Genomic DNA, 26,809 nt, shown 5'->3' with positions numbered 1-26,809 from the left:
TTCTGAATTGCTAGAAAAGCTTATTCACCCGCCACTTTCATGCTATCCAGTAGGATAGAGCCCGTTTGGATTTGTGAGCGCGTTTCAATATCACTACCAACCGCCACAATCTTGGTGAACATGTCTTTTAGATTACCTGCGATGGTAATTTCTGATACTGGGTATTGGATTTCGCCATTCTCAACCCAGAAGCCTGCGGCACCGCGAGAGTAATCACCCGTTACCACGTTCACACCTTGTCCCATGACTTCTGTCACTAGAAGACCAGTACCGAGCTCTTTAAGCATTTGTTCGAAGTTTTGGCCTGTCGACTTCACGTACCAGTTATGAATCCCACCAGCGTGACCTGTCGGCGTCATCTTCATTTTACGTGCGGCATAACTGGTTAACAGATAAGTTGCTAGCACACCGTCGGTAATGATCTCACGGTCTTGAGTGTACACACCTTCACTATCGAATGGACTTGATGCCAAACCACGCAATACATGCGGACGTTCTGAGATATTGAACCATTCAGGAAGCACTTGTTTGCCTAGATGGTCAAGTAAGAAAGAAGATTTTCGGTACAAGTTACCACCGCTGATCGCCATAACGAGATGGCCAATCAAGCCTGTCGCAACATCAGCCGCAAACATGATTGGGTATTGACCTGTTTTTAGACGCTGCGCATCTAAGCGGTTAACCGTATTCTCTGCCGCCTTACGACCCACCGTTTCTGGGGTCCATAAGTCATCACGATGACGTGCCACGGTGTAGCTGTAATCACGTTCCATCTCGCCGTTTTGACCAACGCCAATTACACAACAGCTAGTACTATGGCGGCTAGACGCATAACTAGCTAATAAGCCATGGCTATTGCCATACACTTTCACGCCGTAATGACTATCATAACTCGCGCCATCACTTTGCTTGATTGCACTGTCATAACTTAGCGCCTCTTTTTCTGCTGCAATCGCCACATTGGCAGCATAGTCTGGATCGGGTGCGTCAGGGTGGAAAAGATCAAGCTCAGGGATCTCTTGCACCATGTATTCTTTTGCTGCAGGGCCTGCAAATGGGTCTTCAGATGTGTAATGTGCAATATCTAGCGCCGCTATAACGGTTTGCTCGATTGCCGCTTCACTTAAATCAGACGTGGAAGCACTGCCTTTGCGTTGACCTCGGTAAACGGTAATGCCCAGCGCACCATCGCTGTTGAACTCGACATTCTCTACTTCACCCATACGAGTTGAAACACTTAAACCAGTGCTTTTAGTAATTGCGACTTCGGCGGCGTCAGATTTTGCCGATGCAAGCTTTAAGGCTCTTGCGACGGCTTGCTCTAGCTCGGTACGTTGCTCAGCAACCTGCTGTTTAATATCCATTGTCTTTCACATCTTGTCTTTGATGAACAATAGGATAACAAGAATTTCGCTTTCTCCCCATGATTCTTGTTAAAATAGTCATAATATTAATCAAAACACAGGCAACTGAAATGGCACGTAAGAATCAAAAAGCGCCATGGGAACCAGAAGAAGAGATCATCTGGGTAAGTAAATCCGAGATGAAGCGAGACATGGAAGAACTGCAAAAGCTAGGTGAGGAGCTTGTCGGCCTCAAACCTTCAGTTCTAGAAAAGTTTCCATTGAGTGAAGATTTGCGAGAAGCAATTGCTGACGCGCAACGTTTTAAAAATGAAGCGCGTCGTCGCCAATTACAACGTATTGGTAAATTGATGCGTTACGAAGATCCAGAGCCAATCCAAGCCGCACTGGATAAAATTCGTAATAAGCACTCTCAATTAACGGCGGTATTCCACAAACTTGAAGCGTTGCGTGATCGCGTAGTGGAAGAAGGTGACAAAGCCATTGATGACGTAATGGAAATGTACCCAGAAGCGGATCGTCAGCGTCTACGCCAACTTGCTCGCCAAGCAGCGAAAGAGAAAAAATCTGGGAAACCAGCAAAAGCGTACCGCGAAATCTTTCAGCTCCTTAAAGGTCTAAACGAAGAAGAGTTTTAATTCGAGGGCTCACGCAATGAGCATTCGATTTAAACGCAAAAAGCAGACGTCAATGTCTGCTTTTTTTATCTTTGGTTTTACAGTCAGCGTTACACTAAGCGATTAACGCGGTCTCCGCGCTCGAAAGCGTTAATGTTCTCAATCAAGATTTCCGCTAAACGTTGAATAGATGAGTCGCTGCCCCATGCAACATGCGGTGTCAGTAACAAATTAGGTAAACTCATATTGGCAATCAGCGGATTGCTCTCATCAGCCGGTTCTTGTGTAAAAACATCAAAACCAGCCGCTGCAATTTCTTGCTGTTTTAAGGCATCCACCAGTGCGCTCTCATCCACCAAACCTCCACGCCCTGTATTAATCAAAATGGAGTTGGACTTCATTTGTTGCAACTCTGCTTGACCAATTAAATTCTGAGTATGATCGTTGAGCGGGCAATGCAAGGTCAGCGCATCGGAGCGTTTTAATACTTCCTCAAACGGCACATAACCAGGCCGACATTCTGCCGCCCCTTTACGCTCAGAAAACAACACGGTCATTCCTAACGCTTGAGCCAGATTCGCCGTCGCTTGCCCTAGTGCCCCGCTACCAACAACACCTAACGTGCTACCACCAATATCCCCGATTGGGTGCGTAAAAAAACAAAACTGCTGGTTACGCTGCCACTCACCTGCGGCAATATCTTGGTGGTACCCAAATAAATTCCGTCTTAAAGCGAATAACATTGACATCACATGCTCGGGCACCGAACGCGTCGCGTAACCACGTACATTAGCAACCGCAATATCATGATTAGCACAGTAGTTCACATCGACGTTGTTAAAACCAGTTGCGGCAACCGCGATCATCCGTAATTTTGGTAGTTGCTCTAATACATGTTGGTCAAGCAGGACTTTATTGCTAATCACGATATCGGCATCTGCTAACCTTTCTATTACCTGCTCAGGCGCAGTTAGGTCGTACTCACGCCAGTGGTGCGGAAAGCCAGGTCGTGGGACCTCAATATGTTCTGGGATGGTCGCTCGGTCTAAAAATACGATGCTTGGCAAAGACATAACAACTCCTTGTTCACGGCTGAAAGACAGGATACATCAACCACAGTAACGAAATAGCCAAAAATAGCGAACTAGAAAGAACCGCTGTTGAGTGCAATTGGCATTAAGGGTGTGGCAACGTTTTATAATCAGGCAATGTACGCTCTGGCGAAAAATAGTTAAAGATCATCGCCTCGGCTTCAGGAGAAAAGTCACAGGGTACAAAAATACTGCTCAACTGTTCTGTGACTGGGTGATAAAAACTTAACTCCGCAGCGTGCAACTCTAAACGCTCTGAAAACTGATACGCCTCTTCAGTTGCATAAAACTCATCACCAATAATCGCATGACCAATCGCCATCAAATGCACGCGTAACTGATGCGATCGACCAGTAATGGGCAGTAGTCGCACAACGGTCGTATGGGTGCCATCAGGGTGCACTTCACGCTTCACTACTTGGAATAAAGTTTGAGATGGTTTGCCGTCGTCAAAACATACTTTTTGTCGTGGACGATTTGGCCAATCACAAATTAATGGAAGATCAATATTCCCTTCTTGCGGCTCAACATGCCCCCAAACACGTGCGTAATACACCTTGTGAGTGAGGCGATATTGGAACTGCTTTTTTAATGCTCGCTCCGCGGGTTTGTTTTTCGCCAGCAACATCAACCCTGATGTCGACATATCCAAGCGATGCACAACTTGAATTTCTGGATGCAACTCTTTGAGGCGGCTCCACATGCTGTCGTAATGCTCTGCAAGGCGACCAGGGACAGACAGCAGCCCTGATGGCTTATTCACTGCCAGAATGTCGTCATCCTCAAAAACGATATCGACCCAAGGGTCGGTGGGAGGGGTATATTCAAGCATTGCCATGGGAGATCTCTACAAAATAAAAACGCCGCGATTATATACCCAAATAGCACCCAGATGCAGGATTCTGAAGAAAAGTTCAACCTAATAAAACAAAGTCAATCCTTTAGCATAAAAACTAAAAATAGCACGTTGTAAATTTAGTTTGACAACAAGACGCATAACTGAATAGAGTGCTAGATGCACACAGCATGATATTCGCAAAGAATACTTAAAATAAATACACCAAAACACAGCATTTAAAAGACATTACCGTTGCGCAGTATAGGGCGATCGCTCAGCTTGTCATGTACTGCGGTATGTATCTCTTTAGAAAGATACATAAGATAAAAAGGACAATAAGCAATGGACTCCGCCGTTATAGATAAACCCCAATCCAAACTTTCCTTATTTTTTCGTTCGCTAGGCCCCGGCATATTAATGGCATCTGCTGCGGTCGGTGGCTCTCACCTCGTGGCATCAACCAAGGCTGGTGCGATTTATGGTTGGCAATTGGCTGCACTGATTCTGCTCGTAAACCTGTTTAAATACCCTTTTTTCCGAGCAGGCGTACAGTACACCATGGGGACAGGGCTCACCTTGGTTGAGGGCTACGCGAAATTAGGCCGGCCTTATCTATGGCTATTTCTATTTCTGAGCGTGGTATCGGCCGTCATCAATACCGCCGCTTTGTTGATGTTTAGCGCTAGCTTGCTGGGCTACTTCATTCCGTTTTCACTATCAATGGCATCACTCAGTATCATTGTGATTGTTACCTGCCTGCTCATATTATTTGCTGGCCATTACAAAGCGCTCGATACGCTATCTAAAGTGATCATGTCGGTGTTAACCATCGCGACTTTACTCGCTGTTTCTATCGCCTTTGGTAACCCTGTTGAACAAGTGGCCAACTTCGAGCCACCGTCACCTTGGTCTATTGCGGCTATTGGTTTTATCGTTGTGACAATGGGGTGGATGCCTGCACCGATAGAGATCTCCTGTTTAACCTCAGCATGGCTAAAACGCCAATCAAGCCAGCAAGAAGTAACATACCGCTCTGCTCTATTTGACTTTAATGTCGGTTATATTGGCACGGCGTTTCTTGCCATTATCTTTGTATCGCTAGGCTCTTTGATGCTTTATGGATCTGGCGTTGCGCTTGAAAGCTCTGGTGTTGGCTTCTCCCACCAATTGGTTGGCTTATATGCGGCAACGATTGGCGAATGGTCTCGTTACTTGATCGCGGTAATTGCGTTTTTCTGTATCTTTGGCAGCACGATTACCGTTATTGATGGCTATTCTCGCGTTATTTCGGATTCTCAACGCCTACTGCGCTCACAACCAGACACTAACCCTAAAACCACTTCAGCGATCATGCTGGTAGTCTCCTTACTTGCATTGGGTATTGTGGTTTTCTGGGCTTCTGCGTTATTGCCTATGCTGAACTTTGCGATGATCCTCGCCTTTATGACCACGCCATTCTTTGCTCTGCTAAATTACACATTAGTGAGCAAAACCAAGTTACCTGAGCCTTTGGCTGTTGGACCTAAACTAAAGTGGTTGTCGATTGCAGGCCTGATTTACTTGTTTGGCTTCTTGGCTGTGTTTATTTGGTGGAAGTGGTTGATGTAAATGAGATAGCTATCAGTGATTAATGCATTCCGCATAAAGAAACTAAACCGTAAATAAAGAAAAAGGTCTTCAACTGAAGACCTTTTTTAATGAGCAATAAATACTTACTTAGTTGTGGCTCACCACAATCAAACGCAGCGAGTCGAGCTGAACCTGAGCTTGGTTGATGTAACCAGTGAGCTCTTTAATTTGTGCGTCGATAGCTTCAATTTCTTCGTCACGAATATTTGGGTTCACCGCTTTCAGTGCTTGCAAACGCTCAAGCTCTGCATTCAAACTGTGCTGCATATCTTGATGAGCTTGCTTGCGTACTTCTTCGACCTTCTCTTCAATAAGAACATCACCAGCTTCAATTAAGCGGTGTACGTCTTTCTGTACCGACGTAACCAACTTGCTACCTAAGTGACGGTTTACAGGGCTGAGCTGGCGGTTAAAGCTTTCAAACTCCACTTGAGCAGACAAATCATTACCACGCGAGTCCATCATTAAACGGATTGGCGTTTTCGGTAAGAAGCGCGCGATACCACTGCGTTTTGGCGCTTGCGCATCTACCGCGTAAATCAACTCAAGAAGAATAGTCCCGACTGGTAACGCTTTGTTTTTCAATAGAGATACCGCAGACGTCCCCACCCCTTCACTCATAAGAAGATCGATACCACCCTGGATCATTGGGTGTTCCCAACTGATAAAGTGCATATCTTCACGAGATAACGCTGTATCACGATCAAACGTGATCGTCGCTCCTTCGTATGGCAGACCTGGGTAGCTTGGCACCATCATGTGCTCAGATGGGGTCACAATCAGGGCGTTTTCACCTTTATCGTCTTGATTCAAGCCAATCGTGTCAAAAAGAGAAAGTGCGAAGGTGACCAGATTGGTATCGCCGTCGGTTGATTCAATTTTCTCAACGATTTGTTGTGCTTTTTCCCCGCCATTTGAATGCATTTCTAATAGGCGATCACGGCCTTGCTCCAATTGGGATTTCAGCTCTTTATTCATTTTTGCTGACGCTTCAATGATCTCATCTAGCGTGCTGGTATCACCAGAGGCAAGAATTTCAATCAGATCATCGGAGTACTTATCGTAAACAGCACGGCCTGTTGGGCAGGTTTCCGCAAAAGCGTTCAGGCCTTCATCGAACCAACGTGCTAAGATCGCTTGCGATGTGCCTTTCAGGTAAGGAACATGAATGTCGATATCGCGATTTTGACCGATACGGTCCAAACGACCAATACGTTGCTCAAGCAAGTCTGGGTTGAATGGCAAGTCGAACATGACAAGTTGGTTGGCAAACTGGAAGTTACGACCTTCAGAGCCGATTTCGCTACAGATAAGAACTTGTGCTCCACCTTCTTCTTGCGCAAAGTAAGCCGCCGCTTTGTCACGTTCAAGAATCGACATACCTTCGTGGAAAACGGTGGCGCGGATACCTTCACGCTCACGCAGTGCTTGCTCCAATTGCAGTGCGGTACTCGCACGAGAAGCAATCACGAGGATTTTCTCGCTACGCTTCTCTTTTACTTTTTCAAGCAACCAATTCACACGCGAGTCAAACTGCCACCAGCTCGCGTCATCGCCTTCAAATTCTTGGAAAATTTCTTCCGGGTAAAGGTTCTTCATCGCACGTGCTTCAGAACTCATCTTACCGCCAATCATCCCAGCAACACGCATTGATGTAGTGTATTGCGGTGGAATATCCATTGGCATCAGATGCACGTTACGCGTAGGGAAGCCTTTGATGGCCGCGCGCGTGTTACGGAACAGAACACGCCCTGTACCATGACGATCCATCAAGTTATCGATCAGCTCTTGGCGTGCCGACGCTTTAGCTTCTTCGTCCGCTTCACTTTCGATAATGCGGAAAAGTGGTTCTACGTCTTGTTCAGACAACAACTCAGTGATCTGGTTTTTTGCTTCATTAGGTAGCTTTTCACCGGAAAAGAGTGAAGTAATCGCATCTGCTACGGGCGCGTATTGCTCTTCTTCCTCAACGAATGCTTCGTAATCATAGAAGCGGTCTGGATCCAACAAACGCAGACGAGCAAAGTGACTCTCACGACCAAGCTGCTCTGGCGTTGCAGTCAGTAGCAACACACCTGGAGTACGTTCAGCCAAGCCTTCTACCACTTGGTATTCACGGCTCGGTTTATCTTGGCTCCATTCAAGGTGATGCGCTTCATCGACAACCAGTAGGTCCCATTCACCTTCCAGTGCTTGTTCAAAACGCTTGCGGCTCTTGCGTAGGAAATCCAAAGAACACAGCACATATTGCTGAGTATCAAATGGGTTTTCTGCATCCGCAAAAGCTTCGATACAGCGCTCTTCGTCAAAGATAGAGAAATGCAGATTGAAACGACGCATCATCTCAACCAGCCATTGATGCTGCAGTGTTTCAGGCACCACAATCAAAATGCGTTCGGCACGACCAGACAGAACTTGTTGGTGAATGATCATACCCGCTTCAATGGTTTTACCCAAACCTACCTCATCCGCCAACAAGACGCGTGGCGCGTGACGACGGCCAACTTCGTGCGCGATGTAAAGCTGATGAGGGATCAAACCTGCACGCATACCACATAGGCCACGCATTGGGCTCTTATGCTGCTCAAACTGGTTGGTTAGCGCACGGTAACGCAGAACAAAGTTGTCCATACGGTCGATTTGACCGGCGTACAACTTATCTTGAGGTTTGTTAAAACGAATTTGGTTGCTAAGAAAAATCTCACGCAGAACAACAGCGGTTTCTTGCGTGTCTTCACGAGTACCGAAATAGGTGTAAAGACCTTCATCTTCCAGTACTTCTTCTACTTTTAGAGACCAACCTTCTTGGCAATCGATGACATCCCCAACATTAAAGGTGACTCGGGTAACAGGTGCATCATTACGTGCGTAAACTCGGTTTTCCTCTGACGCTGCAAACATCAATGTCACAGTACGAGCATCCATTGCTACAACGGTACCTAAACCTAAATCGCTTTCCGTATCGCTAATCCAGCGCTGCCCCAAAGCAAATGTCATGAATTGACTACCTCGTTATTAGTTCTTGATTCGTATTTCTTGTTGGTCTACTCATGCCCGTGGGCATGGATAATAGTTTAGATCTGATTCTGGCTTCTGCTATGCCGATAGCATTCGTCATTCCAGTATGAACTGAGTATTTTTTAAGCCAGCTCAACATGATAAATCGGACGTAGCCTATACGCAGAAAAAGGTCGCTAATCTTACTTGAAGCTGTGATTTAGGTCACGCCGAAACCGCACCAAGCAGAAACTTTTTTTCCCAAACTCTAAATGCAATCAAATTGTAAAATACTCATGCCAATTATTAAGTTGTAGAACGTAAATATTACGTATACTTCTAATGAGGGGCGTTTAAAACCATTGCATATGATTTAAGCGCGTTAGTACACGATTAGGATCAACACGGGTTTGCAGTAAGTTGTCTTGCTACTCGGTTGCACACTAGCCGACATCAGCCCGACAACCTCTATTGCAAGCAATCAGAGTTAGGTCACTTCACACCTATTTGGAAACGACCTAACAACTCGCATGCAGAGCCGTACTACGGCAAGGAGACGCTATGGGCGATACCGATCGGAAACTGTTTGTACTCGATACCAACATTCTTCTTCATGAACCCTTTGCCATCTTCTCTTTCCAAGAACACGATGTCGTTATCCCCATGACCGTGTTGGAAGAACTCGACCGAATCAAAGACAGTAAGCGCGACGTTGCAAGAGATGCGCGCGTGGCTATTCGCACCTTGGAAGATTTGTTTAAAGAAGCAACGCCAGATGAAATCTCTGAAGGCATTCCTGTTTCTAAAGACAACCCCGACCAAGGTACTATTTCCATTTTGGCGGATTTTGAACTGCAGGAAACCGTCAAAGCCTTCGCCGACAAAGCCGGTGACAACCGTATTCTCAACGCGGTGCTTTATCTGCAAAATAAACGTGCACCACGTGAAGTGGTACTGATCACGAAAGACATCAACATGCGTCTGCGAGCCAAAGGGGCTGGTGTACGCTTTGTTGAGGACTATAGAACCGACCAACTGATTGACGACATTCAATACCTAACCAAAGGCTTTCAATTGCGTGAAGGTGATTTCTGGAGCGGTATTGAGGAAGTAGAAAGCTATGCACTGGGCGGAAAAACTTACCACAAACTCAGTCGCGAACCCTTCGACCCAACCTTTATCAACCAATACGTTATTGATGAAGACAGTGACTTTGCTGGTCGCGTAGAAACCATCAATGAAGACAAGCTAACGCTTCTCGACCTGAGCCGCGAACGTCTAATGCATCGTAAGGCTTGGGACATCACACCTAAAAATATCTACCAGGGAATGGCGTTAGATGCCTTACTCGATCCAGAAATTGACTTGGTGATTCTAACGGGTGCGGCGGGTAGTGGTAAGACATTACTGGCAATGGCAGCAGCATTGGAGCAAACCATTGAAAAAAGCATGTTCGATAAAATTATCGTAACACGTAACACGCCAGATATCGGTGAATCCATCGGCTTCTTACCCGGCTCCGAAGAGGAGAAAATGATGCCGTGGTTAGCGGCGGTGACCGATACCTTGGAAGCGCTACATAAACACGATCACTGCACTGAAGGCTCATTGAAGTACATCTGCGATAAAGCCAACATTCAATTTAAATCGATCAACTTTATGCGTGGCCGTTCAATTCAAAATGCGTTTGTACTGCTTGATGAGTGTCAAAACCTCACTGCATCACAAATCAAAACCATCATTACCCGCTGTGGTGAAGGAACCAAAATCGTCTGCTCCGGTAACTTGGCGCAGATTGACTCCCATTACCTCACCCCAGTGACCTCTGGTTTGACCTACATGGTTGAACGCTTCAAGAACTTTGAAGGCAGCGCGAATATTCACCTCAACGGCGTGGTTCGTAGCCGCTTGGCGGAATTTGCTGAAGAAAACCTGTAATTGACACCGACTCACAAAGTAAAAGAGCGCTCTAATGAGCGCTCTTTTTATAACGATTCAACTGAGTTACTCAGTGCCACCTACTGTCAGTGAGTCCAGTTTCAAGGTCGGCTGACCAACCCCAACTGGCACACTTTGACCTGCTTTACCACATACGCCAACGCCCTTGTCGATACTTAGGTCGTTACCGACCATAGAGACTTGCTGCATTGCTTCGATACCTGATCCAATCAACGTCGCACCTTTAACAGGGCGCGTAATTTTACCGTTTTCAATCAAGTATGCTTCGGATGCAGAGAACACAAACTTACCCGAAGTAATGTCCACCTGACCGCCACCAAAGTTTGGCGCATACAACCCTTTCTCGACCGTCGAGATTATTTCTTCTGGCGTATGTTCACCTGGTAGCATGTAGGTGTTGGTCATACGCGGCATTGGTAAATGTGCATAAGACTCACGACGACCGTTACCTGTTGGGTTCACACCCATTAACCGCGCGTTTAGCTTGTCTTGCATGTAACCTTTCAGCACACCATTTTCGATAAGCGTGTTGTACTGGCCGTTTACCCCTTCATCATCCACATTCAGTGAACCACGAAGGTCTTTTAACGTGCCATCATCGACGATGGTACACAGCGAAGACGTCACTTGTTGACCCATTTTGCCAGAGAAAACCGAAGATTCCTTCCGGTTAAAATCACCTTCTAGGCCATGACCTACCGCTTCGTGTAGCAACACGCCAGGCCAGCCAGAACCCAATACCACTGGCATCATGCCAGCTGGTGCTGCTTCTGCTTCAAGGTTGATTAACGCCATGCGAATCGCTTCGTCTGCGTAATGAAAAGCTTGTTTCACACCATTGCTTTCCGTTAAAAAGAAATCGTAACCGAAACGGCCGCCGCCCCCCGCGCTACCGCGTTCACGTCGTTCACCTTTTTGTGCGAGCACGCTAATAGACAAACGCACCAAAGGACGAATATCGCCTGCATAAGTACCGTCTGTTGCCGCAACAAGCATCTGCTCGTGCACACCGCTGATGCTGATCGAAACTTCTTTAATCAATGGTTCTTTAGTGCGGATGTAAGCATCTAGAGATTTGAGCAATTCTGTTTTTTGCTGCTTTTCCCATTCAGCTAGTGGATTCACAGCGGCGTAGTACGCTTGGTTTTCGGTGCGTTTAAACGCTTGGACTTTACCATTCTGCCCTTGCTGAGCAATACCGCGCGCCGCCATTGCACTCTGCTTCAGGCCTTCAGGCTGGATTTGATCAGAGTAGGCAAAGCCGGTTTTCTCGCCAGTTACTGCACGGACACCAACACCACAATCAATGTTAAAAGAGCCATCTTTGATGATGCTGTCTTCTAGAACCAGAGACTCATGCCAGCTGGACTGAAAGTAAATGTCCGCATAATCGATCTGGCGCGTCGCAATGCTGGCAAGCGTGTCAGCAATGTCTTGTTCTGTCAGACCATTTGGGGCAAGGAGTGCCTGTTCTATTTGGTTTGTGCTCATAGTTAGCTCTTTTATTTCCGTCTCAATTCATTTTGAAAGCGACTGTGTTGAGTCAGCGGCATATTCTGCCTTACTTGTTGGCTTTGTGACAAATCTATCTCAGTCACCAATAAACCTACTTCATCCTGAAGCTGTTTATGGATACGTCCCCAAGGGTCAACGACCATTGAGTGTCCCCATGTTTTTCGTCCACATGGATGCGTTCCAGTTTGTCCGCTTGCCAAAATCCAACATTGTGTCTCAATCGCTCTAGCTCGCAATAATACTTCCCAGTGAGCTTGCCCCGTCACAGCGGTAAACGCAGCGGGCACCACAATGATATCCGCCCCTTCTTGACGCAATACTTTATAAAGTTCTGGGAAACGTAAATCATAACAAATACTCAATCCAACACTGCCGATATCAGTTTCCGCAACGACTATTTGATTACCCGCCATAAACGTATCCGACTCACGATAACTACCATAACCATCGGCTACGTCGACATCAAACATATGCAGTTTGTCATAGTGAGCAATGCATTTACCGTGCGGCGGTAATACCAGTGTTGTGGTCGTGACACCTTTTGCGGTTTGAATGGGCATGCTTCCGACAATCAGTGTTAACTGGTCCTTTCTTGCGATTTCACAGAGCCGCTGTTGAATCATGCCACTGCCAAGTGGCTCTGCATGTTGATGATAAGCTTCGCGACTGGAAAATAGCACTGTATTTTCAGGAGTAAGAACAAGTTTGGCACCTTGCTTGCTCGCTAAAGCACACTGTTTTTCAATGAAGTCCAAATTCACGTTAATATCCGGACCCGAAGTCATTTGAATAATGCCAACACGTTCCATGTGTTTCCTCCCTATTCCATTATATTCGGTGAGTTATTTGGCCTGTTCACGCAGTTTTTCTGGCAGCTTGTATTCACCTTTACTTCGCGAAATTTCTTTCACCGTTGGTGAATCTAGTGGGCCTTTCACTTCATAATTGACTTGAGTGAAGACCTCAACCACCGGAGATATCACCGTAGAGATGGCCAAGACATACAAAGCAGTTTGAGGCGCAACGGCAAACGCGGTCAGCATTGGTAGGCCTGATGTGATGTCTGGTGTGAATTTCACTTCCGCATCAACCATTCTGCTGTTCATATTAGCGATGCCGCGGATTTGCATTTCCCCTGCTAACGCATCCATTACGATATCATTGGTGATAAACACACCGTCTTGGATTTTGCCCGTTCCCGTGATCGAGTTGAATGCCATGCCTTTATCGAATACGTCGGTAAAGTCGAGCTGCATCTTACGGATGATAGAATCCAAGCTAAACAAGCCTAACAAGCGTGCCGCACCACTAACTTCACTGATCACGCCTTTACCAAATTCCGTTGAGACGTTTCCTTGCAAGGTTTGTGTCTTCATTGACCAAGGTGCGCCGTCCCATTCCATATTGGCATTGATCTCAAATGGTGCTTGTTGAATGCCTGATGTAATACCAAAGCGCTCCATAAGATCGGTGTTGTTATCACCTTTCATTTTCATGGTTAAGTTGGAATGACTACTCTCTTTCGTCAGGTCCCACCAACCACTCATATCAATGCGGTTTTTGCCGCTACTAAAGGTGATATTTTTCCACTCCAAGCGGTTCTCGCGACGCTGCAAATCAACATTAACTTTGCCCACTTTGTAACCTTGCAGCCAAAAATCATCGATGTTCAAAGTTAAGTTTGGCATCTCTGCGTGAAACTTGCGGTCAAAATTGGTAATCAAAGGTGCGTTTTGATCTTCACTCGCAAAGATTGAACTGCGCTCTTTGGTCATCTCTTCAAACCCTGGGATGTACAGATGCAAGTGCTCTAGAGAGACCGATAGATCATAGGGTTTCAGATAGTTAGCTTTCCCTTTAACCTCTTGACTGTCCACATCGAGTTGCCAACTCAAATTTTTCTTGCTTGCTGAAAAATCCACATCATGAAACTCAATCCCACCGAGCTGTAAGTTTGGCGTTTCAACTTCAATGCGTGTCGGCAATGGAATGGTCGGCGTTTTCATGCTTGCCAAAACAGACGATGAAGGCTTGCTCTCAGAGACCTGCGCAAGCTCCGCCCATTGGTCTAAATTCAGTTCTTCGACACGCACCGAAGCATCGTGCCCGACAATAGGACTAATCCGGAAGCCACCTTTGCCAACCATTAAATGAGTCGCAGTCAGAACCGGGACATCGCCAGCGATATCTATCTCAGTTTGATACTTCACATTTGGGATCTGTAGTCTTGCTGAAATACTCTCTTGGTTGCCGGATGCTTGCAGTTTCGCTTGTCCAGACTCGCCAATTTGTTTAGCTAAAGGATAAGGATATTGACTAGCCAGACGATTTAGCTGCGCCAGCACTTCAAGCTGATAAGTGAAACCAACATCATTGAGTTGCAAGTCAATGTCCATTTGCCACGGCGCATGGCCCGAAACAAGGTTTAACCAACGCTCACCGACATAGGGTTTGAGAGGCTCGACATCCCAATCTCCTAATGTATTAATTGTCACGTTGTAGCCTTGCTCCGCACTCTCTCCATGGAAATCAAGAGAGATAGGCTGTTGTAATAATTCGGCCGACAAACCCGATGTGGTAACCACATCATTGTCGAAGGTGATACGCCCTGTGGCGTTTTCAAGCGTCATTGGCGGCGCTTCAATATCAACACGATTTTCTGTTAAATCTGCATAACCCCAAGCGCGAGACTCTTTCTCAAAATCAAACGGTATATTGAGTTGAAACTCAGAGTAAACGGGACCACTCACTTGCAGCGCTGTCAATGCGGCACCGACTGAATCCACTAATGGCGTCGCCATCATGTAGTCACGGACTTCATTACCCGGCGCGCTTGCTTTCGCTTCAATCTCGATGTGTCCACCTTCTGCCAACTCAGGGATTCGCCCAGTGATACGCTTAGCATGAACGCCATTTAGTGTGGCTGATTTTGAATCCAAATACATGGCATCATTTTCAAACAGCAAGTCTAGCTGCAAATCCGTGATGGTTGGCCATGCCGTATCAAAGCTAAATTTCGCGTCTTTTAATCCAACCCAAGCTTGGAACATGCCATTATGTTCTTTGTAAGGAAAATCACCTAACTCGCCATACCACAACAATTTCGCTGTATTCACTTTTCCGCCCTGAATCGCGGTCGAAAGATAGTCGGTCAAGTCTTGTCCAAGTGCCAGAGTCGGTAGATAGCGCCATGTTTCACCCGCGTTGTAGAGATCCGCTTCGGCATAGAACGATAAAAATGGGCTTTGTTCTTTTGGAAAATCAAGACGAAATGCCCCCAAAACTTGAAGATCAGGCGTTGCTGCCGTCACTTTATCCGACCACAAACGCCAGCCCGCATCATCTTGCTGCCAGATAATATCGACTTCACCTTGTTTGATATTCAGCGGAGCTTGGAATACATCGCCGTACGGAAAGACATCATCAATGACGGTGACTTTTGCTTTAGCTTGATTCACATCCCCCGATACGCTGCCCTGTACGTGATGAAACCCGGGTAGGAGCTCCCATTGTGTCATCGCGAGTTCATCCAGTTCAGCCGAGTAGCGTAAGGTGTCTAAACCACCGTTCATTGACAATCGGACATCTTCGACCCGACCTTTCGGTGCTAGTTTGTTAATAAGGTCACTGGTCGACTCTGACTCTGGAGCCAGCTTAATGAGCGGAATGAGTGCTTCAATGTCGAGTTGAGAGAGATTAAGCATCCAGCCGTTTGGTTGCCAATCAAACGCGACGTCTAGCTCTGGCCAAGGGGTATTATCGGTTCTGATCTGAAGTGAGTGGCCATTTACTTTCCAGCCTTGTTTATCTGGTCGAAGATTGAAAATTCCAGACTCAATAAACAACTCATGATGTCCATCTTCATTCCACACCAACTCGGAAGGCAGCAATTCAACATAAGCATCATGCGGTTGGCTATGTTTGAGCGTTAGCCAAGTATTTAAGCTGACTTTACCCGACTCTGCTCCTGACTCTTCTTGCATGTAAGTGGTCAGCCAAGGTGTGACCGAGACATCTTGAGCACTCACGTAAAACTCACCAGATACATCGCGCAACGAGCCATGATCTTTAAAGTTAGCGCTTACTAACAATGAGTTCAGGCGAACATCGGCAATGCTAACCGTGCCTTCGGCTACGTGACGTTTCCCTTGATTGCTCCAACGAAGCTGCTCAATATCTAAACGGCGAGTTTCACCAGACACCGACTTATACCAAATCCGTGAATCGCTAATAGTGAAGTCTTCGAACTGACGTAAAAGAAGTGAGTCGAGTTGGTCAATGAGTTTCACTTCGCTCTTATCCACTTCAGGCTTCGGATCTTGACGATGAGAAGTCGGCAGAATGTCTACCGTGTGAATGTCTAAAGCGAGGTTATGAATGGTAAGGTCTGCCACTACAGGTTTAAGTTGAAAAAGAGATTGAATAAGGTCGAACTCAATTTGGACTTCTTCAACAGCGAAGCGTGCATCTTGCACGTTTGGTAGATTTGCCTCTAAACCCAGTAACGCAATTGAGGGATGATTATTGCGCCACGTCCCTGCGACATTGGCAATAGAAACGTCAAAACCTGTGCCTTGTTTGACCCAGGTTTTGATCTCATCTTGGAAATGGTTAAGTTGCGGCAGTGTGACGCGAAGCGTGGTTACTAATATGGCTAATAACACCAATACAGTAACTAAACTCCACGCACAAAAACGCCCAAAACGGTTAACACCAGAATTCACAAATGTTCCAAATTACATCATTACGACGTCAAACTGTTCCTGAATGTACAGGGGTTCAGCCTGAACTCGCACTTGCTTGCCAATAAATACTTCGAGCTCTGCCAACGCATGAGACTCATCGCCCAATAGCGCTTCAGCAACAAACGGCGATGCGTACACGACAAAATTATCGGCGTCGTAAGCACGGTTCACACGAGTAATCTCTCGTAATATCTCAAAGCATACGGTTTCGACCGTTTTCACGCTGCCACGGCCTTCACAAGTAGGACAGCCAGAACACAAGATATGTTCAATACTTTCTCGCGTACGCTTACGCGTCATTTCAACTAAGCCAAGCTGGGTAAAGCCGTTGATGTTGGTTTTTACTCGGTCTTTCGCCAGCGCCGTTTCCAGTGAGGTAAGTACTCGCTGACGATGCTCTTCGGATGCCATATCGATAAAATCAATAATGATGATACCGCCAAGGTTACGTAAACGTAGCTGACGCGCAATAGCTTGCGTTGCCTCTATATTGGTATTGAAGATAGTCTCTTCGAGATTACGACGACCAACAAATGCACCCGTGTTGATATCGATGGTGGTCATGGCTTCGGTTTGATCGATGATCAAATAGCCGCCCGATTTTAGCTCGACCTTGCGCTCTAAAGAACGCTGAATTTCGTTTTCAGTGTCGTACATGTCAAAGATTGGCTTGTCACCTTCGTAAAGCTCAAGCTTATCTGTTAACTCCGGTACATACTCAGAAGTGAATTCTTTCAGGTTTTCATATTCAAGGCGGGAGTCGACCATGATCTTATCGAGCTCTGTGCCAACAAAGTCACGCAGAATGCGTTGAGCTAAGCCGAGTTCACCGTAAAGTGTTGAACGCGTTTTGTATTTTGAGCGACGCTCCATGACTTTTAGCCACAAACGCTTTAGAAATGCCGCATCTTGAGATAGCTCTTTTTCATCAGCGCCTTCTGCCGCGGTACGAATGATAAAACCACCGTGCTCATCGCAGTAATGGTTCACCACCTTTTTCAAACGCTCGCGCTCTTTTTCACTTTCAATACGCTGCGAAACACCAACATGGCTGGCCCCCGGCATAAAAACAAGATAACGCGAAGGTAAGGTGATATCCGTCGTTAAACGCGCACCTTTTGTGCCGAGCGGATCTTTGACCACTTGCACAACAATGTCTTGTCCCTGGCGTACCAGCTCAGAGATATCACGGACTTGAAACTGCTGTTTTTCGTTTTCTGCCACACATTCGGTATGAGGAACAATATCTGACGCATGTAAAAATGCCGCTTTATCTAAACCAATGTCGACGAAAGCCGCCTGCATACCTGGTAACACTCGGCTTACTTTGCCTTTGTATATATTGCCCACAATACCGCGACGCGATTCGCGCTCGATATGTATTTCTTGTAGTACTCCACCTTCAATCATGGCCACACGAGTTTCACTCGGGGTCACGTTAAGCAGCAATTCTGCACTCATGTGCACACCTCAAAACAATTATAAAAATTCTTGAATTAGCTGATCGGTTTCGAACAAAGGTAAGCCTACTACAGCGTGATAACTGCCTTCGATTCGGGTGACAAATCGCCCTCCGAGTCCCTGAATACCATAACTTCCAGCTTTATCGCATGGCTCTCCTGACTGCCAATATTGTTCGATTTCTTCGTGAGTCAGTGGTTTGAACCACACGTCAGTGGTAACGACCACTGAATGTTGTTGTTCCGATGATACAACGCTCACCGCAGTCATCACTTGATGACGACGACCCGATAAGTCAGTAAGCATACGCTTTGAATCTTCAAAACTTTTTGGTTTTTCTAGCACACGGTCATCGCATACTACGACCGTATCAGAGCCCAATACAACGGAATCAGGCTTAGCCAACGCTAAGCCTGCCTGAGCTTTTTCCAAAGAAAGACGCAACACGTAATCTCGTGCTTGCTCATGAGCCTGTTTGGCTTCCTCAACATCAGGCAATACGATCTCAAAATCATAACCCAGTTGAGCAAGCAGCTCTTTTCTTCTCGGAGAACCCGATGCGAGAACGAGAGATAAGCTTTTCTTCACCGCTTTACCTTACGTGCCATGCACGACGAACTCGTCGCATTAATAAAAACATCCATGGCCAAAGTATACAGTTTATTGCCGCCGTCCACAGAGATAATGGATTAAATACTACGTCTTGGTTCAAATATTCCCCACAGAATATCAGAACTTCCAATAACGCAGTAAAAAAGGCAATTAAAATCGACTGTTGCCACAAAGCCATGTTGCGAATCAACAGGAAATTCAGCGCCACGAGGTAGATAACGATCGACATCATCATGCCACGAATTCCAAGCGTTGAGCCGATCAAAATGTCCCATAATAAGCCCAACACTAGCGCAGTTCCGACGTTCACTCGGTGCGGTAGTGCCAACACCCAATAACACGTAACAAGGAACAACCATGAAGGGCGTAACACATCTAACACACCTGGCCATGGAATGGTTTGCAGTACCAGCGCAACGAAGAAACTGACGCCAATCACCATTCGGCTACTCAATACATTATTGGCCATCGGTTACCTCTTGTTCTTGCTCTAACCCTTCATCTACATTGGACCGCAGTACTTTGTGTTGACGGTCTTCATTCGGCCAAATCAGCAGTAGGTAGCGTAAGCGATCAAACTCCACAACCGGCTCAGCCTTGATTGAGGCGAACTCTTGACGCGTATCGTGATCCACATTGGTAACCGTCGCGACTGGATATCCCTCAGGGTAAATGCCACCTAAACCGGATGTCACCAATAAATCACCAACCTGAATATCTGTGCTGGTTGGAATGTGCTCCAGTTGGATTTCATCCATTTCACCATTGCCCGATGCGATCACTCGGATATCATTGCGGATCACCTGGACAGGAATTGCATTTTTCGCGTCCGTTAGCAGCAGAACACGTGCGTTGTGCGCTGCGACAAACGTAACCTGACCGACGATGCCTTTCTCGTTGATAACAGGCTGACCAACGTAAACACCATCAATACGGCCTTTATCGATCACCACTTGATGACGATAAGGTGAAGTATCCACCGCCATTACTTCTGTCACGACTTTCTTTTCATCACGGACAAATGAAGATCCTAACAACTTACGTAAGCGTTGGTTTTCTTCTTTATATTGGTCGAGCAAGATAAGCTCGCTTTTCAGGCGTAGCACTTCTCGCTTTAAGCTGCGATTGCCTTCAACCAATGCCTGATGAGAATTAAAACGTTCAAATACGCCATCGAACATACTACGAGGCAAATTCGCTGCGTACTGAATCGGTGCAACCATACTGTTTAGTAGGTATCGAACGTTGGAAAACGTATCTAGACGACTATCGGCCAGCATTAAGCTCGCCGACACGATGACAGCAAAAAACAGACGTAATTGCAGAGACGGACCTCTGCCGAAAATCGGTTTCATCTTGTTTTTGACCTGATTGCTTCCATGATTATTGAGCCTTACTTGGCAACCTAAAAATACTTAACTAAATACTTTTAGGTATGGAGCATGTTTGAATTACAGAGAGAGCAGAAATGAAGGTGAAGCCCGACATGAGCTTCACCTAAACCTTTATTCTTCAGAGAACAGATCGCCACCGTGCATGTCGATCATTTCTAGAGCTTTACCGCCACCACGCGCAACACACGTTAGTGGATCTTCCGCGATAACAACAGGAATACCAGTTTCTTCCATCAGTAGACGGTCTAGGTCTTTAAGTAGTGCACCACCACCTGTTAGTACCATACCGTTTTCAGAAATGTCTGAAGCAAGCTCTGGTGGACACTGTTCTAGTGCAACCATGACTGCTGATACGATGCCAGATAGCGGCTCTTGAAGCGCTTCTAGGATCTCGTTTGAGTTCAAGCTAAAGCTTCGTGGCACACCCTCTGCAAGGTTACGACCGCGAACTTCAATCTCTTGAACTTCATCACCTGGGTAAGCAGAACCGATTTCGTGTTTGATCTTTTCAGCCGTTGCTTCACCAATCAAGCTGCCGTAGTTACGACGTACGTAGTTGATCACAGCTTCATCAAAGCGGTCACCACCGATACGTACAGACGATGAGTAAACCACACCGTTTAGAGAGATAACGGCAACTTCAGTTGTACCACCACCGATATCGACCACCATTGAACCTGTCGGCTCAGATACACGAAGGCCAGCACCAATTGCCGCCGCCATTGGCTCGTCGATTAGGTAAACTTCACGCGCACCAGCACCAAGTGCTGATTCACGAATTGCGCGACGCTCAACTTGGGTAGAACCACAAGGAACACAAACAAGAACACGTGGGCTTGGCTTTAGGATGCTGTTATCGTGCACTTGCTTGATAAAGTGCTGAAGCATTTTTTCGGTTACGTAGAAGTCAGCGATTACGCCGTCTTTCATTGGGCGAATAGCGGAAATGTTGCCAGGTGTACGACCAAGCATCTGTTTTGCTGCGTGACCGACTGCAGCAACGCTTTTTGCAGAACCTACACGATCTTGACGAATAGCAACTACAGAAGGTTCATCAAGGACAATTCCTTGCCCTTTTACGTAAATTAGAGTGTTGGCTGTACCTAAATCGATAGATAGATCGTTAGAAAACATGCCACGAAGTTTCTTAAACATACTCTTCGCTCATCCTGCAAAAATATAGAAGACAAAAATTGCTCTAAATGTACCAATGCCTCGCTGTCACAGCAAGGTATTGGTACACAAACATGAGCAGAAAGCCTCAATTTCTTGCAGTTTCCTAACTTAAGGGCAAAAACCTAAGTTGTTACTGTCCGGTTAACCCTGGCTCACCACGGTAAATCACACGGTCATTACCACGGTGAATACCGAAGGTGACGACGGAGGATGGGTTTTCTTCACCAGCTTTCTTATTGTCCCAGTTGTACTTGAGCCATGGGAGATGATTAGATCCCGCGGTAAGATCTAGCCACAATTCCGTTTGCTGACGGTTTGATTCGCTTTCGACCGCGACAATGCTTCTTGAAGTACCTTTGGTAACGACACCTCCACCGTTCAAGCTCACATCTACATACTTAGAGTCAGGCTCATTACCTTTCCATTTATGCTCGAATTTCTCTCTCACACCATAAATAGTAGTTTGACTATCAGAAATGTTTGTCACGAATCGACCATCTTTCCAATATTCCACTGTTAGAGGTACCTGCAATTTAAGTGAATCGGGTTTGTTGTTATCACCTTGCTTACCGCCGACATCAGCCAAATTAACTCGGCCAAAGCGTAAATCCGGCTGGACAAATAGCTCCTTGGTACCAATAGTCACACCAACCTTATCTACTGATGATGAGGAAAGATCAATAGAAATAGACGTATCTGAAGAATTCTCTAAGTAATTTAATGGGCCGTCAGGTTTAGTGACTACTTTATTCCACACCAGTCCACTCGCGCTATATTTCCCGACACTTTGCCCTGAAACATAGGGACCTTTACTACCGTTCAACCAGTTACCAGTGTACGTGCCCGGCGCACTGAACCTATTAACATTGGCATAGTTATCTTCGTACAAGTTAAATTTAGCTTGGTGTCGTGCATCAAAATACGCGTAATTATGTAAGGCACCGTCTCCTTTCGACAATGCTTCAACGTAGAACTGTTTTAACCCAAAAGGCTGTCCCATATAAGCAAATGCTTGGCCATTTGGGTAATCCCATATGTTGTTGTACGAAGTTGTTTGATCGCTACTGTAAACATTGAATTTACTAGGGTAGAAACGTCCAACATTGAGCGTTGCATCGGCAATCTTATACGTGCTGCTTCCCAGATAGGTAGAGAATGCTTCCCCTTCACCACCAACAGGGGCAGTAGCGGTAAACTCGAATGAGCCTACTTCATCAACAGACTGCTTGAAAGACACGGAACCACTAACCCACTTAGCGTCTTCTGGTAGCTTTTCTGTTAGTAACGAGCCATTCACAACATTACCCTTGTTCACACTCGTTGTCGGGTCTGGATAAGTCACTACATGATCAATACTAATATGCGACTCTTGGTAATTTCGGGCAACTTCTCCGTCTGATTGATATGCTGTTACCTGCATTGTGAACTCTTGTCCTGCTGGAATATAGCTTTTGCAATCAGGTAAACACGCACCATTACCACTTACGTTCAGACTTAACTTCTCAGGGAAACTCACAAATGATGCAAAGCCCGCCGAATCCTTCACGTCGTTAACTTTCGCATCGATACGGATTTTACCAACCTCTTTATAATTAACTTTGAGGTAAGCTTTACCATTTGAATCAAAGTAGACATCGGACAAAGACTTAGCAACTTGAGGTTGCAATACGGTATGACCACTCCATTTAGCATTGCTGTCACCCGCTTTTTTGTACCATACCTCAACAGATTTCGTTTTATCGACGGGTGCAATCTCGTGAGTCACTTTCATAGTAACATCTCGGCTTTCGCCCCCAGCTTTTACATGTGATGAGCAGAATGAAAGATGATCTGCACCGGCAGATTGTCTAGCCGAAACCACATCCCCTATGTTTACTCCGAGTACGTTTTGAGAAAACAACACATTACAGTTCTCGACGGACAATTCATCACCGTTATTGATGCGACAACGCGCTCCTTCAAAACCAAACTGAGGTACCGAACTATTCGCGACTCCCATCGTAACCGTACCGGCTTTATACCCCTGTAATAGAAGATCAACTGAATTGTTGAAAGTAATGTCCGTGAGCTTTTCTTGCTCTCCATTTACCCAGTTAGCGACGCTATTGGTGGATGATGGCAGTAAAGTAACTGTCAATGGTTCTAACTCGCCTTCGCTTGCGGCTGCATCTTCTGGATAGGTTTGAGTACACCTTTCATTCATACATGCTTTTAGCGTGACTTTCGAAGGCTGGCACGTACTACCGGATCCTGAATAGTCAAATTCAAAGTGATGGATACCATCCGTTAACTTCTTGTATTTATCTGCACAAACTTGGAAATCATCAATTTCGTGGATATTGGTATATGACCCCGTCGATGCAGTTACAGAAATACGGAAGTTTTCTGGAGCAATAGACTGTCCATAACCATTCATAACATTGAATGATTTGATTAACGTTTCCCAGCGACCACCATCAATTTGACGCTCAATAGAAACCCAAACTCCGCTCGCTCGGTTTTTAACGGTTTTGCGAGAGTCTACAGTCATTCTGTAACGGTGGACCTCATCTTCACCTCGACCATTGTAATAAGTTCCGAATACATCAAGTGCACCAACATCTGTATTATTTTTAATAAATTTATAGCCCCCAAACCAACCTTCTTTGGACTGACCGTTGTACTGGATTGTCTTCTTATAACCTGCTCCGCGAATAGCAATAGATTGTTGGCTACGACCTGGACGGCCATAGTCATTCTCATAATAACTGCCTTCATTCGAGAAGTTACCATACTCATCGATACCAAATGCTAACCAACCGCCGGCAAAACCTTCTAAACCGGGTTTTACACCAAAACCTAAAGGTCCACCAAATGCACCTGTCGCTGGTGGGACATTTGCGTCAGAAAAAACGATACCAACCCCATCTGCACCAGGTCGTGTGGTATTTGAATGAGCATAGTGATTAAACTCCACCTGCATAACGTTATCATCAGATGGGAAGATATAGTTGTAGGCTGATGCTGTTGCTTGATTATATTGGTTGCTTGATAACCTAAACTTGCCACCAGTAATGCTCGGTTTAGCACTATTCTTAAAGCCCATCACAGACCAGTTTGTAAGAGAGCCTGAGTCAAAATCTTCAGGTGGCAACGATTCACATTGAATAGGCTCTGGGTCAGGGCCTGGTGGCGTCATTCCACAGTAGTCATAGAAATCTTTATATTGAGAGTTCTCACTTATATCAACTGGACATGTACCTAGCGTTTGAGAAGCTCTACATGACGGATCATTTAGACCGCAATAACCAACTAATTGACCACTGTAAGAGTATGAAGAGTTTGCGGTTCCGCAAAGCGTTGAGTTACTCTCAATACTTACGTATTTGTTGGTAGGGAAACCAATCGCTTTAGCGTCCGCAAGAATTTTAGCCGACGATAACGCCATTCCCTCATTTTTTACACTCGTGGTACCAAAAACAGAAGAGTTATTCACGTCTAAATATTTCTTGGTAGAGACGTCATCACCAACATATGAATTACTAATATTTGCCCCTTCATTTGAGCTGGAAGCGACACCACATACGTAGGAACTTTCGATCACATGAAGATATTTCTTAACATCAACATTACCTTTGACTTTTGAGTTCTTAACCTGACCACCTTCATTAGTGCTCGACACAACACCTGAAACTTGAGAATACTGAATGTCGACGTAGCCTTTCGCTGTAATATTGCCTCCAACTCGACTGCTGACGATAGCCATGCTCTGGTTACTGCCCTGTGTATTATCAATATTTCCATCCACACTTGAATGAGAAACACTAACGTAGCCTTTAGTGAGAATATCACCAGAAATCGACGAGTTATTGGACACAGCAATCGAAGAACTTCCGTTGCTTTGAGAAGTCAGGCTTCCAGTGACGTTTGAGTTATTTAACTCAATATAGTCACCAGCAGAGATAGACTGGTTAACTTTATAGTTGGTCACCTTAACCGCATCTTTAGCGCTTATATAACCATCTATTAGTTTGGTAGCACCTGATGTTGTAATTTCCACACCACCATTAGAGGACAATATATGTCCTCCTATGGTTCCATCTGTAATTGTTATTTGATTCTTAGCCTCGATATATGAACCAACATTAACGGCACTAAATGTTACGCCGCCATTGTCACTTACAACATATCCGCTAATATTGCTTGCGCTGCCGCTTATTTGCGCTTTTGCTAAAACGTTCTGCCCAATGTTAGCATTTGTAAGTTTAATTCCATTGGTAGAACTTCTTAATGAGCCTAATATCGTTGATTGATTTAATTCAATATAACTGCCGTTATCTACGTGACCATAAACGTATAGTCCATTGGCAGTGAAAGAGTTCCTTTCCAGATCTAAAGAAAGGTTCCTACTAGCACTACCAATCGTATTATTTCCCTTAAACGTCGAGTAGCGTTCTAAATATAACGTTGACGTATAGGGACCAGCAATAATACTGTCGCCTTCATTCAACGTAACATTACTTGAACATTTATAAGAAGACAGTCCGTCAGTATAAAAGCCACTATTTGGACACGGACTATTGGTAGCGATCAAATCCCAATCTTCCCAGCTCCATTTCGGCGTAAGATCATATTCTTTAGCTAAGGCGCTCGCCGTACTCATCATACATATCAAGGCTAAGCAAATCAGTTTTTTCATTCTTGTTATTACTCCCTCACCCAAATCTCTTGCTGGCGCTGAACTTTTGATAAGCCCGAGCCACAAACGGCCGTAGCTTGCACCCTAAATAATGACTCTGCTGCAGACGTATCTTTGTTCAGAGTTCCTAAATATACACAACTCATTGATTTAAGCGTGCATCCTGTCCCTTGTGTGACATTAGGCGTTGCACCACTTACCTCGTCAGTACAGAGCGTCGACACGCTATCACTCGAACCGTTGAGTGGATATAACTTGGTGAGTGCCCATTCATTCGCTGATTGGACCACAAACCAAGCTTGTGTGCCCAAAAATTCTCGGGTGACGCCACTTTGGTAGGACCAAGTCACACGCATTAGCGATGCGGCTAAATACCCCATCACAACGATGACGAACAACACGATGACTAAAACGTTTCCTTGTTGCTGTTTTTTACGGAACATTCAGCACCTGCACGTCTTGTTGGTAAGCACTGCGCTCTCCATCTTGTTCAAACACAAAGTCCATATGGACAATGCCACCCGATTGAAGGGCACGAAGCTGAAATTCAAAGGCAGTTGAGCTAACGTTGGCTGAAATGGTTTCCACATCGACCATATCATCATGACTGCTAACAGATATGTTGCCCCGCTCAATCACTTTATTTTGTTCATTCCAACGGCTTTGTTGCGTAATTCAGACGAGAAACCAAACCTCCTAAAGTTGAGCGACTTTTATACAATATACTGAGTTT

Annotated in this window: 17 protein-coding genes and 1 pseudogene; 3 read left to right on the top strand and 15 right to left on the bottom strand. The window is 45.6% G+C overall.

Annotation, left to right across the window (positions count from 1 at the left end; translation table 11 throughout):
* Positions 1-20 precede the first annotated feature (20 nt).
* The gene (gene pmbA / locus R7127_RS23535) at positions 21-1,364 is read right to left on the bottom strand and encodes a metalloprotease PmbA (RefSeq protein WP_033907409.1); all 1,344 of its coding nucleotides are present in this window, start codon (positions 1,362-1,364) and stop codon (positions 21-23) included.
* A 110-nt stretch (positions 1,365-1,474) separates the two neighbouring features.
* Here pmbA and yjgA point away from each other — a divergent pair, with 110 nt between their 5' ends.
* Complete coding sequence (yjgA, locus tag R7127_RS23530) at positions 1,475-2,002, top strand: ribosome biogenesis factor YjgA (protein WP_033907410.1); 528 nt, start codon at positions 1,475-1,477, stop codon at positions 2,000-2,002.
* 89 nt (positions 2,003-2,091) lie between these two features.
* Here yjgA and R7127_RS23525 read toward each other — a convergent pair whose 3' ends face one another.
* Together R7127_RS23525 and R7127_RS23520 are read right to left on the bottom strand one after the other, a co-directional pair.
* A complete protein-coding gene (locus R7127_RS23525; protein WP_017636188.1) occupies positions 2,092-3,054 on the bottom strand; it encodes a D-2-hydroxyacid dehydrogenase in 963 nt (320 codons plus the stop codon).
* Between the two features lie 103 nt (positions 3,055-3,157).
* Entirely contained in the window at positions 3,158-3,910 is a 753-nt protein-coding gene (locus tag R7127_RS23520; RefSeq protein WP_017821305.1) for a pseudouridine synthase, read from the bottom strand.
* A 342-nt stretch (positions 3,911-4,252) separates the two neighbouring features.
* On the opposite strand from R7127_RS23520, the gene R7127_RS23515 reads away from it, so the two are divergent.
* On the top strand, positions 4,253-5,518 hold the full coding sequence (locus R7127_RS23515; protein WP_172563486.1) for an NRAMP family divalent metal transporter: 1,266 nt from the start codon (positions 4,253-4,255) through the stop codon (positions 5,516-5,518).
* Between the two features lie 108 nt (positions 5,519-5,626).
* Here the strand turns inward: R7127_RS23515 and rapA are convergent, their stop codons facing one another.
* Positions 5,627-8,536, bottom strand: coding sequence for an RNA polymerase-associated protein RapA (gene rapA, locus R7127_RS23510; RefSeq protein ID WP_005388434.1), 2,910 nt, complete (start codon positions 8,534-8,536; stop codon positions 5,627-5,629).
* A gap of 561 nt (positions 8,537-9,097) precedes the next feature.
* Here rapA and R7127_RS23505 point away from each other — a divergent pair.
* Complete coding sequence (locus R7127_RS23505; protein ID WP_005381133.1) at positions 9,098-10,474, top strand: PhoH family protein; 1,377 nt, start codon at positions 9,098-9,100, stop codon at positions 10,472-10,474.
* A gap of 66 nt (positions 10,475-10,540) precedes the next feature.
* Here the strand turns inward: R7127_RS23505 and tldD are convergent, their stop codons facing one another.
* The 11 genes and pseudogenes from tldD to R7127_RS23450 all read right to left on the bottom strand — a co-directional run.
* Complete coding sequence (gene tldD / locus R7127_RS23500) at positions 10,541-11,986, bottom strand: metalloprotease TldD (RefSeq protein ID WP_005381134.1); 1,446 nt, start codon at positions 11,984-11,986, stop codon at positions 10,541-10,543.
* Positions 11,987-11,997: 11 nt separating this feature from the next.
* Positions 11,998-12,819, bottom strand: coding sequence for a carbon-nitrogen hydrolase family protein (locus tag R7127_RS23495; RefSeq protein ID WP_172563485.1), 822 nt, complete (start codon positions 12,817-12,819; stop codon positions 11,998-12,000).
* A 33-nt stretch (positions 12,820-12,852) separates the two neighbouring features.
* The gene (locus R7127_RS23490; protein WP_172563484.1) at positions 12,853-16,734 is read right to left on the bottom strand and encodes a YhdP family protein; all 3,882 of its coding nucleotides are present in this window, start codon (positions 16,732-16,734) and stop codon (positions 12,853-12,855) included.
* Between the two features lie 12 nt (positions 16,735-16,746).
* The gene (gene rng / locus R7127_RS23485; protein ID WP_005381138.1) at positions 16,747-18,216 is read right to left on the bottom strand and encodes a ribonuclease G; all 1,470 of its coding nucleotides are present in this window, start codon (positions 18,214-18,216) and stop codon (positions 16,747-16,749) included.
* Between the two features lie 18 nt (positions 18,217-18,234).
* The gene (locus R7127_RS23480; protein WP_017821310.1) at positions 18,235-18,804 is read right to left on the bottom strand and encodes a Maf family protein; all 570 of its coding nucleotides are present in this window, start codon (positions 18,802-18,804) and stop codon (positions 18,235-18,237) included.
* Positions 18,805-18,808: 4 nt separating this feature from the next.
* Positions 18,809-19,297 carry a rod shape-determining protein MreD gene (gene mreD / locus R7127_RS23475; RefSeq protein WP_005381141.1) on the bottom strand — a complete coding sequence of 163 codons (489 nt, stop codon included), beginning with the start codon at positions 19,295-19,297 and terminating at the stop codon, positions 18,809-18,811.
* Positions 19,287-20,183 (bottom strand): rod shape-determining protein MreC, encoded by an 897-nt coding sequence (gene mreC / locus R7127_RS23470; RefSeq protein WP_005381142.1) that lies wholly within the window; start codon positions 20,181-20,183, stop codon positions 19,287-19,289. The genes mreD and mreC overlap by 11 nt, the downstream gene beginning before the upstream one ends.
* Positions 20,184-20,333: 150 nt before the next feature.
* On the bottom strand, positions 20,334-21,377 hold the full coding sequence (locus R7127_RS23465) for a rod shape-determining protein (RefSeq protein ID WP_005381144.1): 1,044 nt from the start codon (positions 21,375-21,377) through the stop codon (positions 20,334-20,336).
* 151 nt (positions 21,378-21,528) lie between these two features.
* Positions 21,529-26,076, bottom strand: a complete 4,548-nt coding sequence (locus tag R7127_RS23460) for a DUF6701 domain-containing protein (protein ID WP_238974999.1) — start codon at positions 26,074-26,076, stop codon at positions 21,529-21,531.
* A gap of 8 nt (positions 26,077-26,084) precedes the next feature.
* Positions 26,085-26,519 carry a hypothetical protein gene (locus R7127_RS23455; RefSeq protein WP_054702507.1) on the bottom strand — a complete coding sequence of 145 codons (435 nt, stop codon included), beginning with the start codon at positions 26,517-26,519 and terminating at the stop codon, positions 26,085-26,087.
* Positions 26,509-26,607 (bottom strand): annotated as a pseudogene (locus tag R7127_RS23450) (MSHA biogenesis protein MshO); the annotation flags it as partial. The pseudogene R7127_RS23450 and the gene R7127_RS23455, both read right to left, overlap by 11 nt.
* Positions 26,608-26,809: the final 202 nt, after the last annotated feature.

The sequence above is a fragment of the Vibrio sp. 1159 genome, assembly GCF_033340395.1.
Classification (GTDB): domain Bacteria; phylum Pseudomonadota; class Gammaproteobacteria; order Enterobacterales; family Vibrionaceae; genus Vibrio; species Vibrio alginolyticus.
Note: the sequence above shows the minus strand (reverse complement) of the source record. Positions and strands in the feature narration are given on the sequence as shown.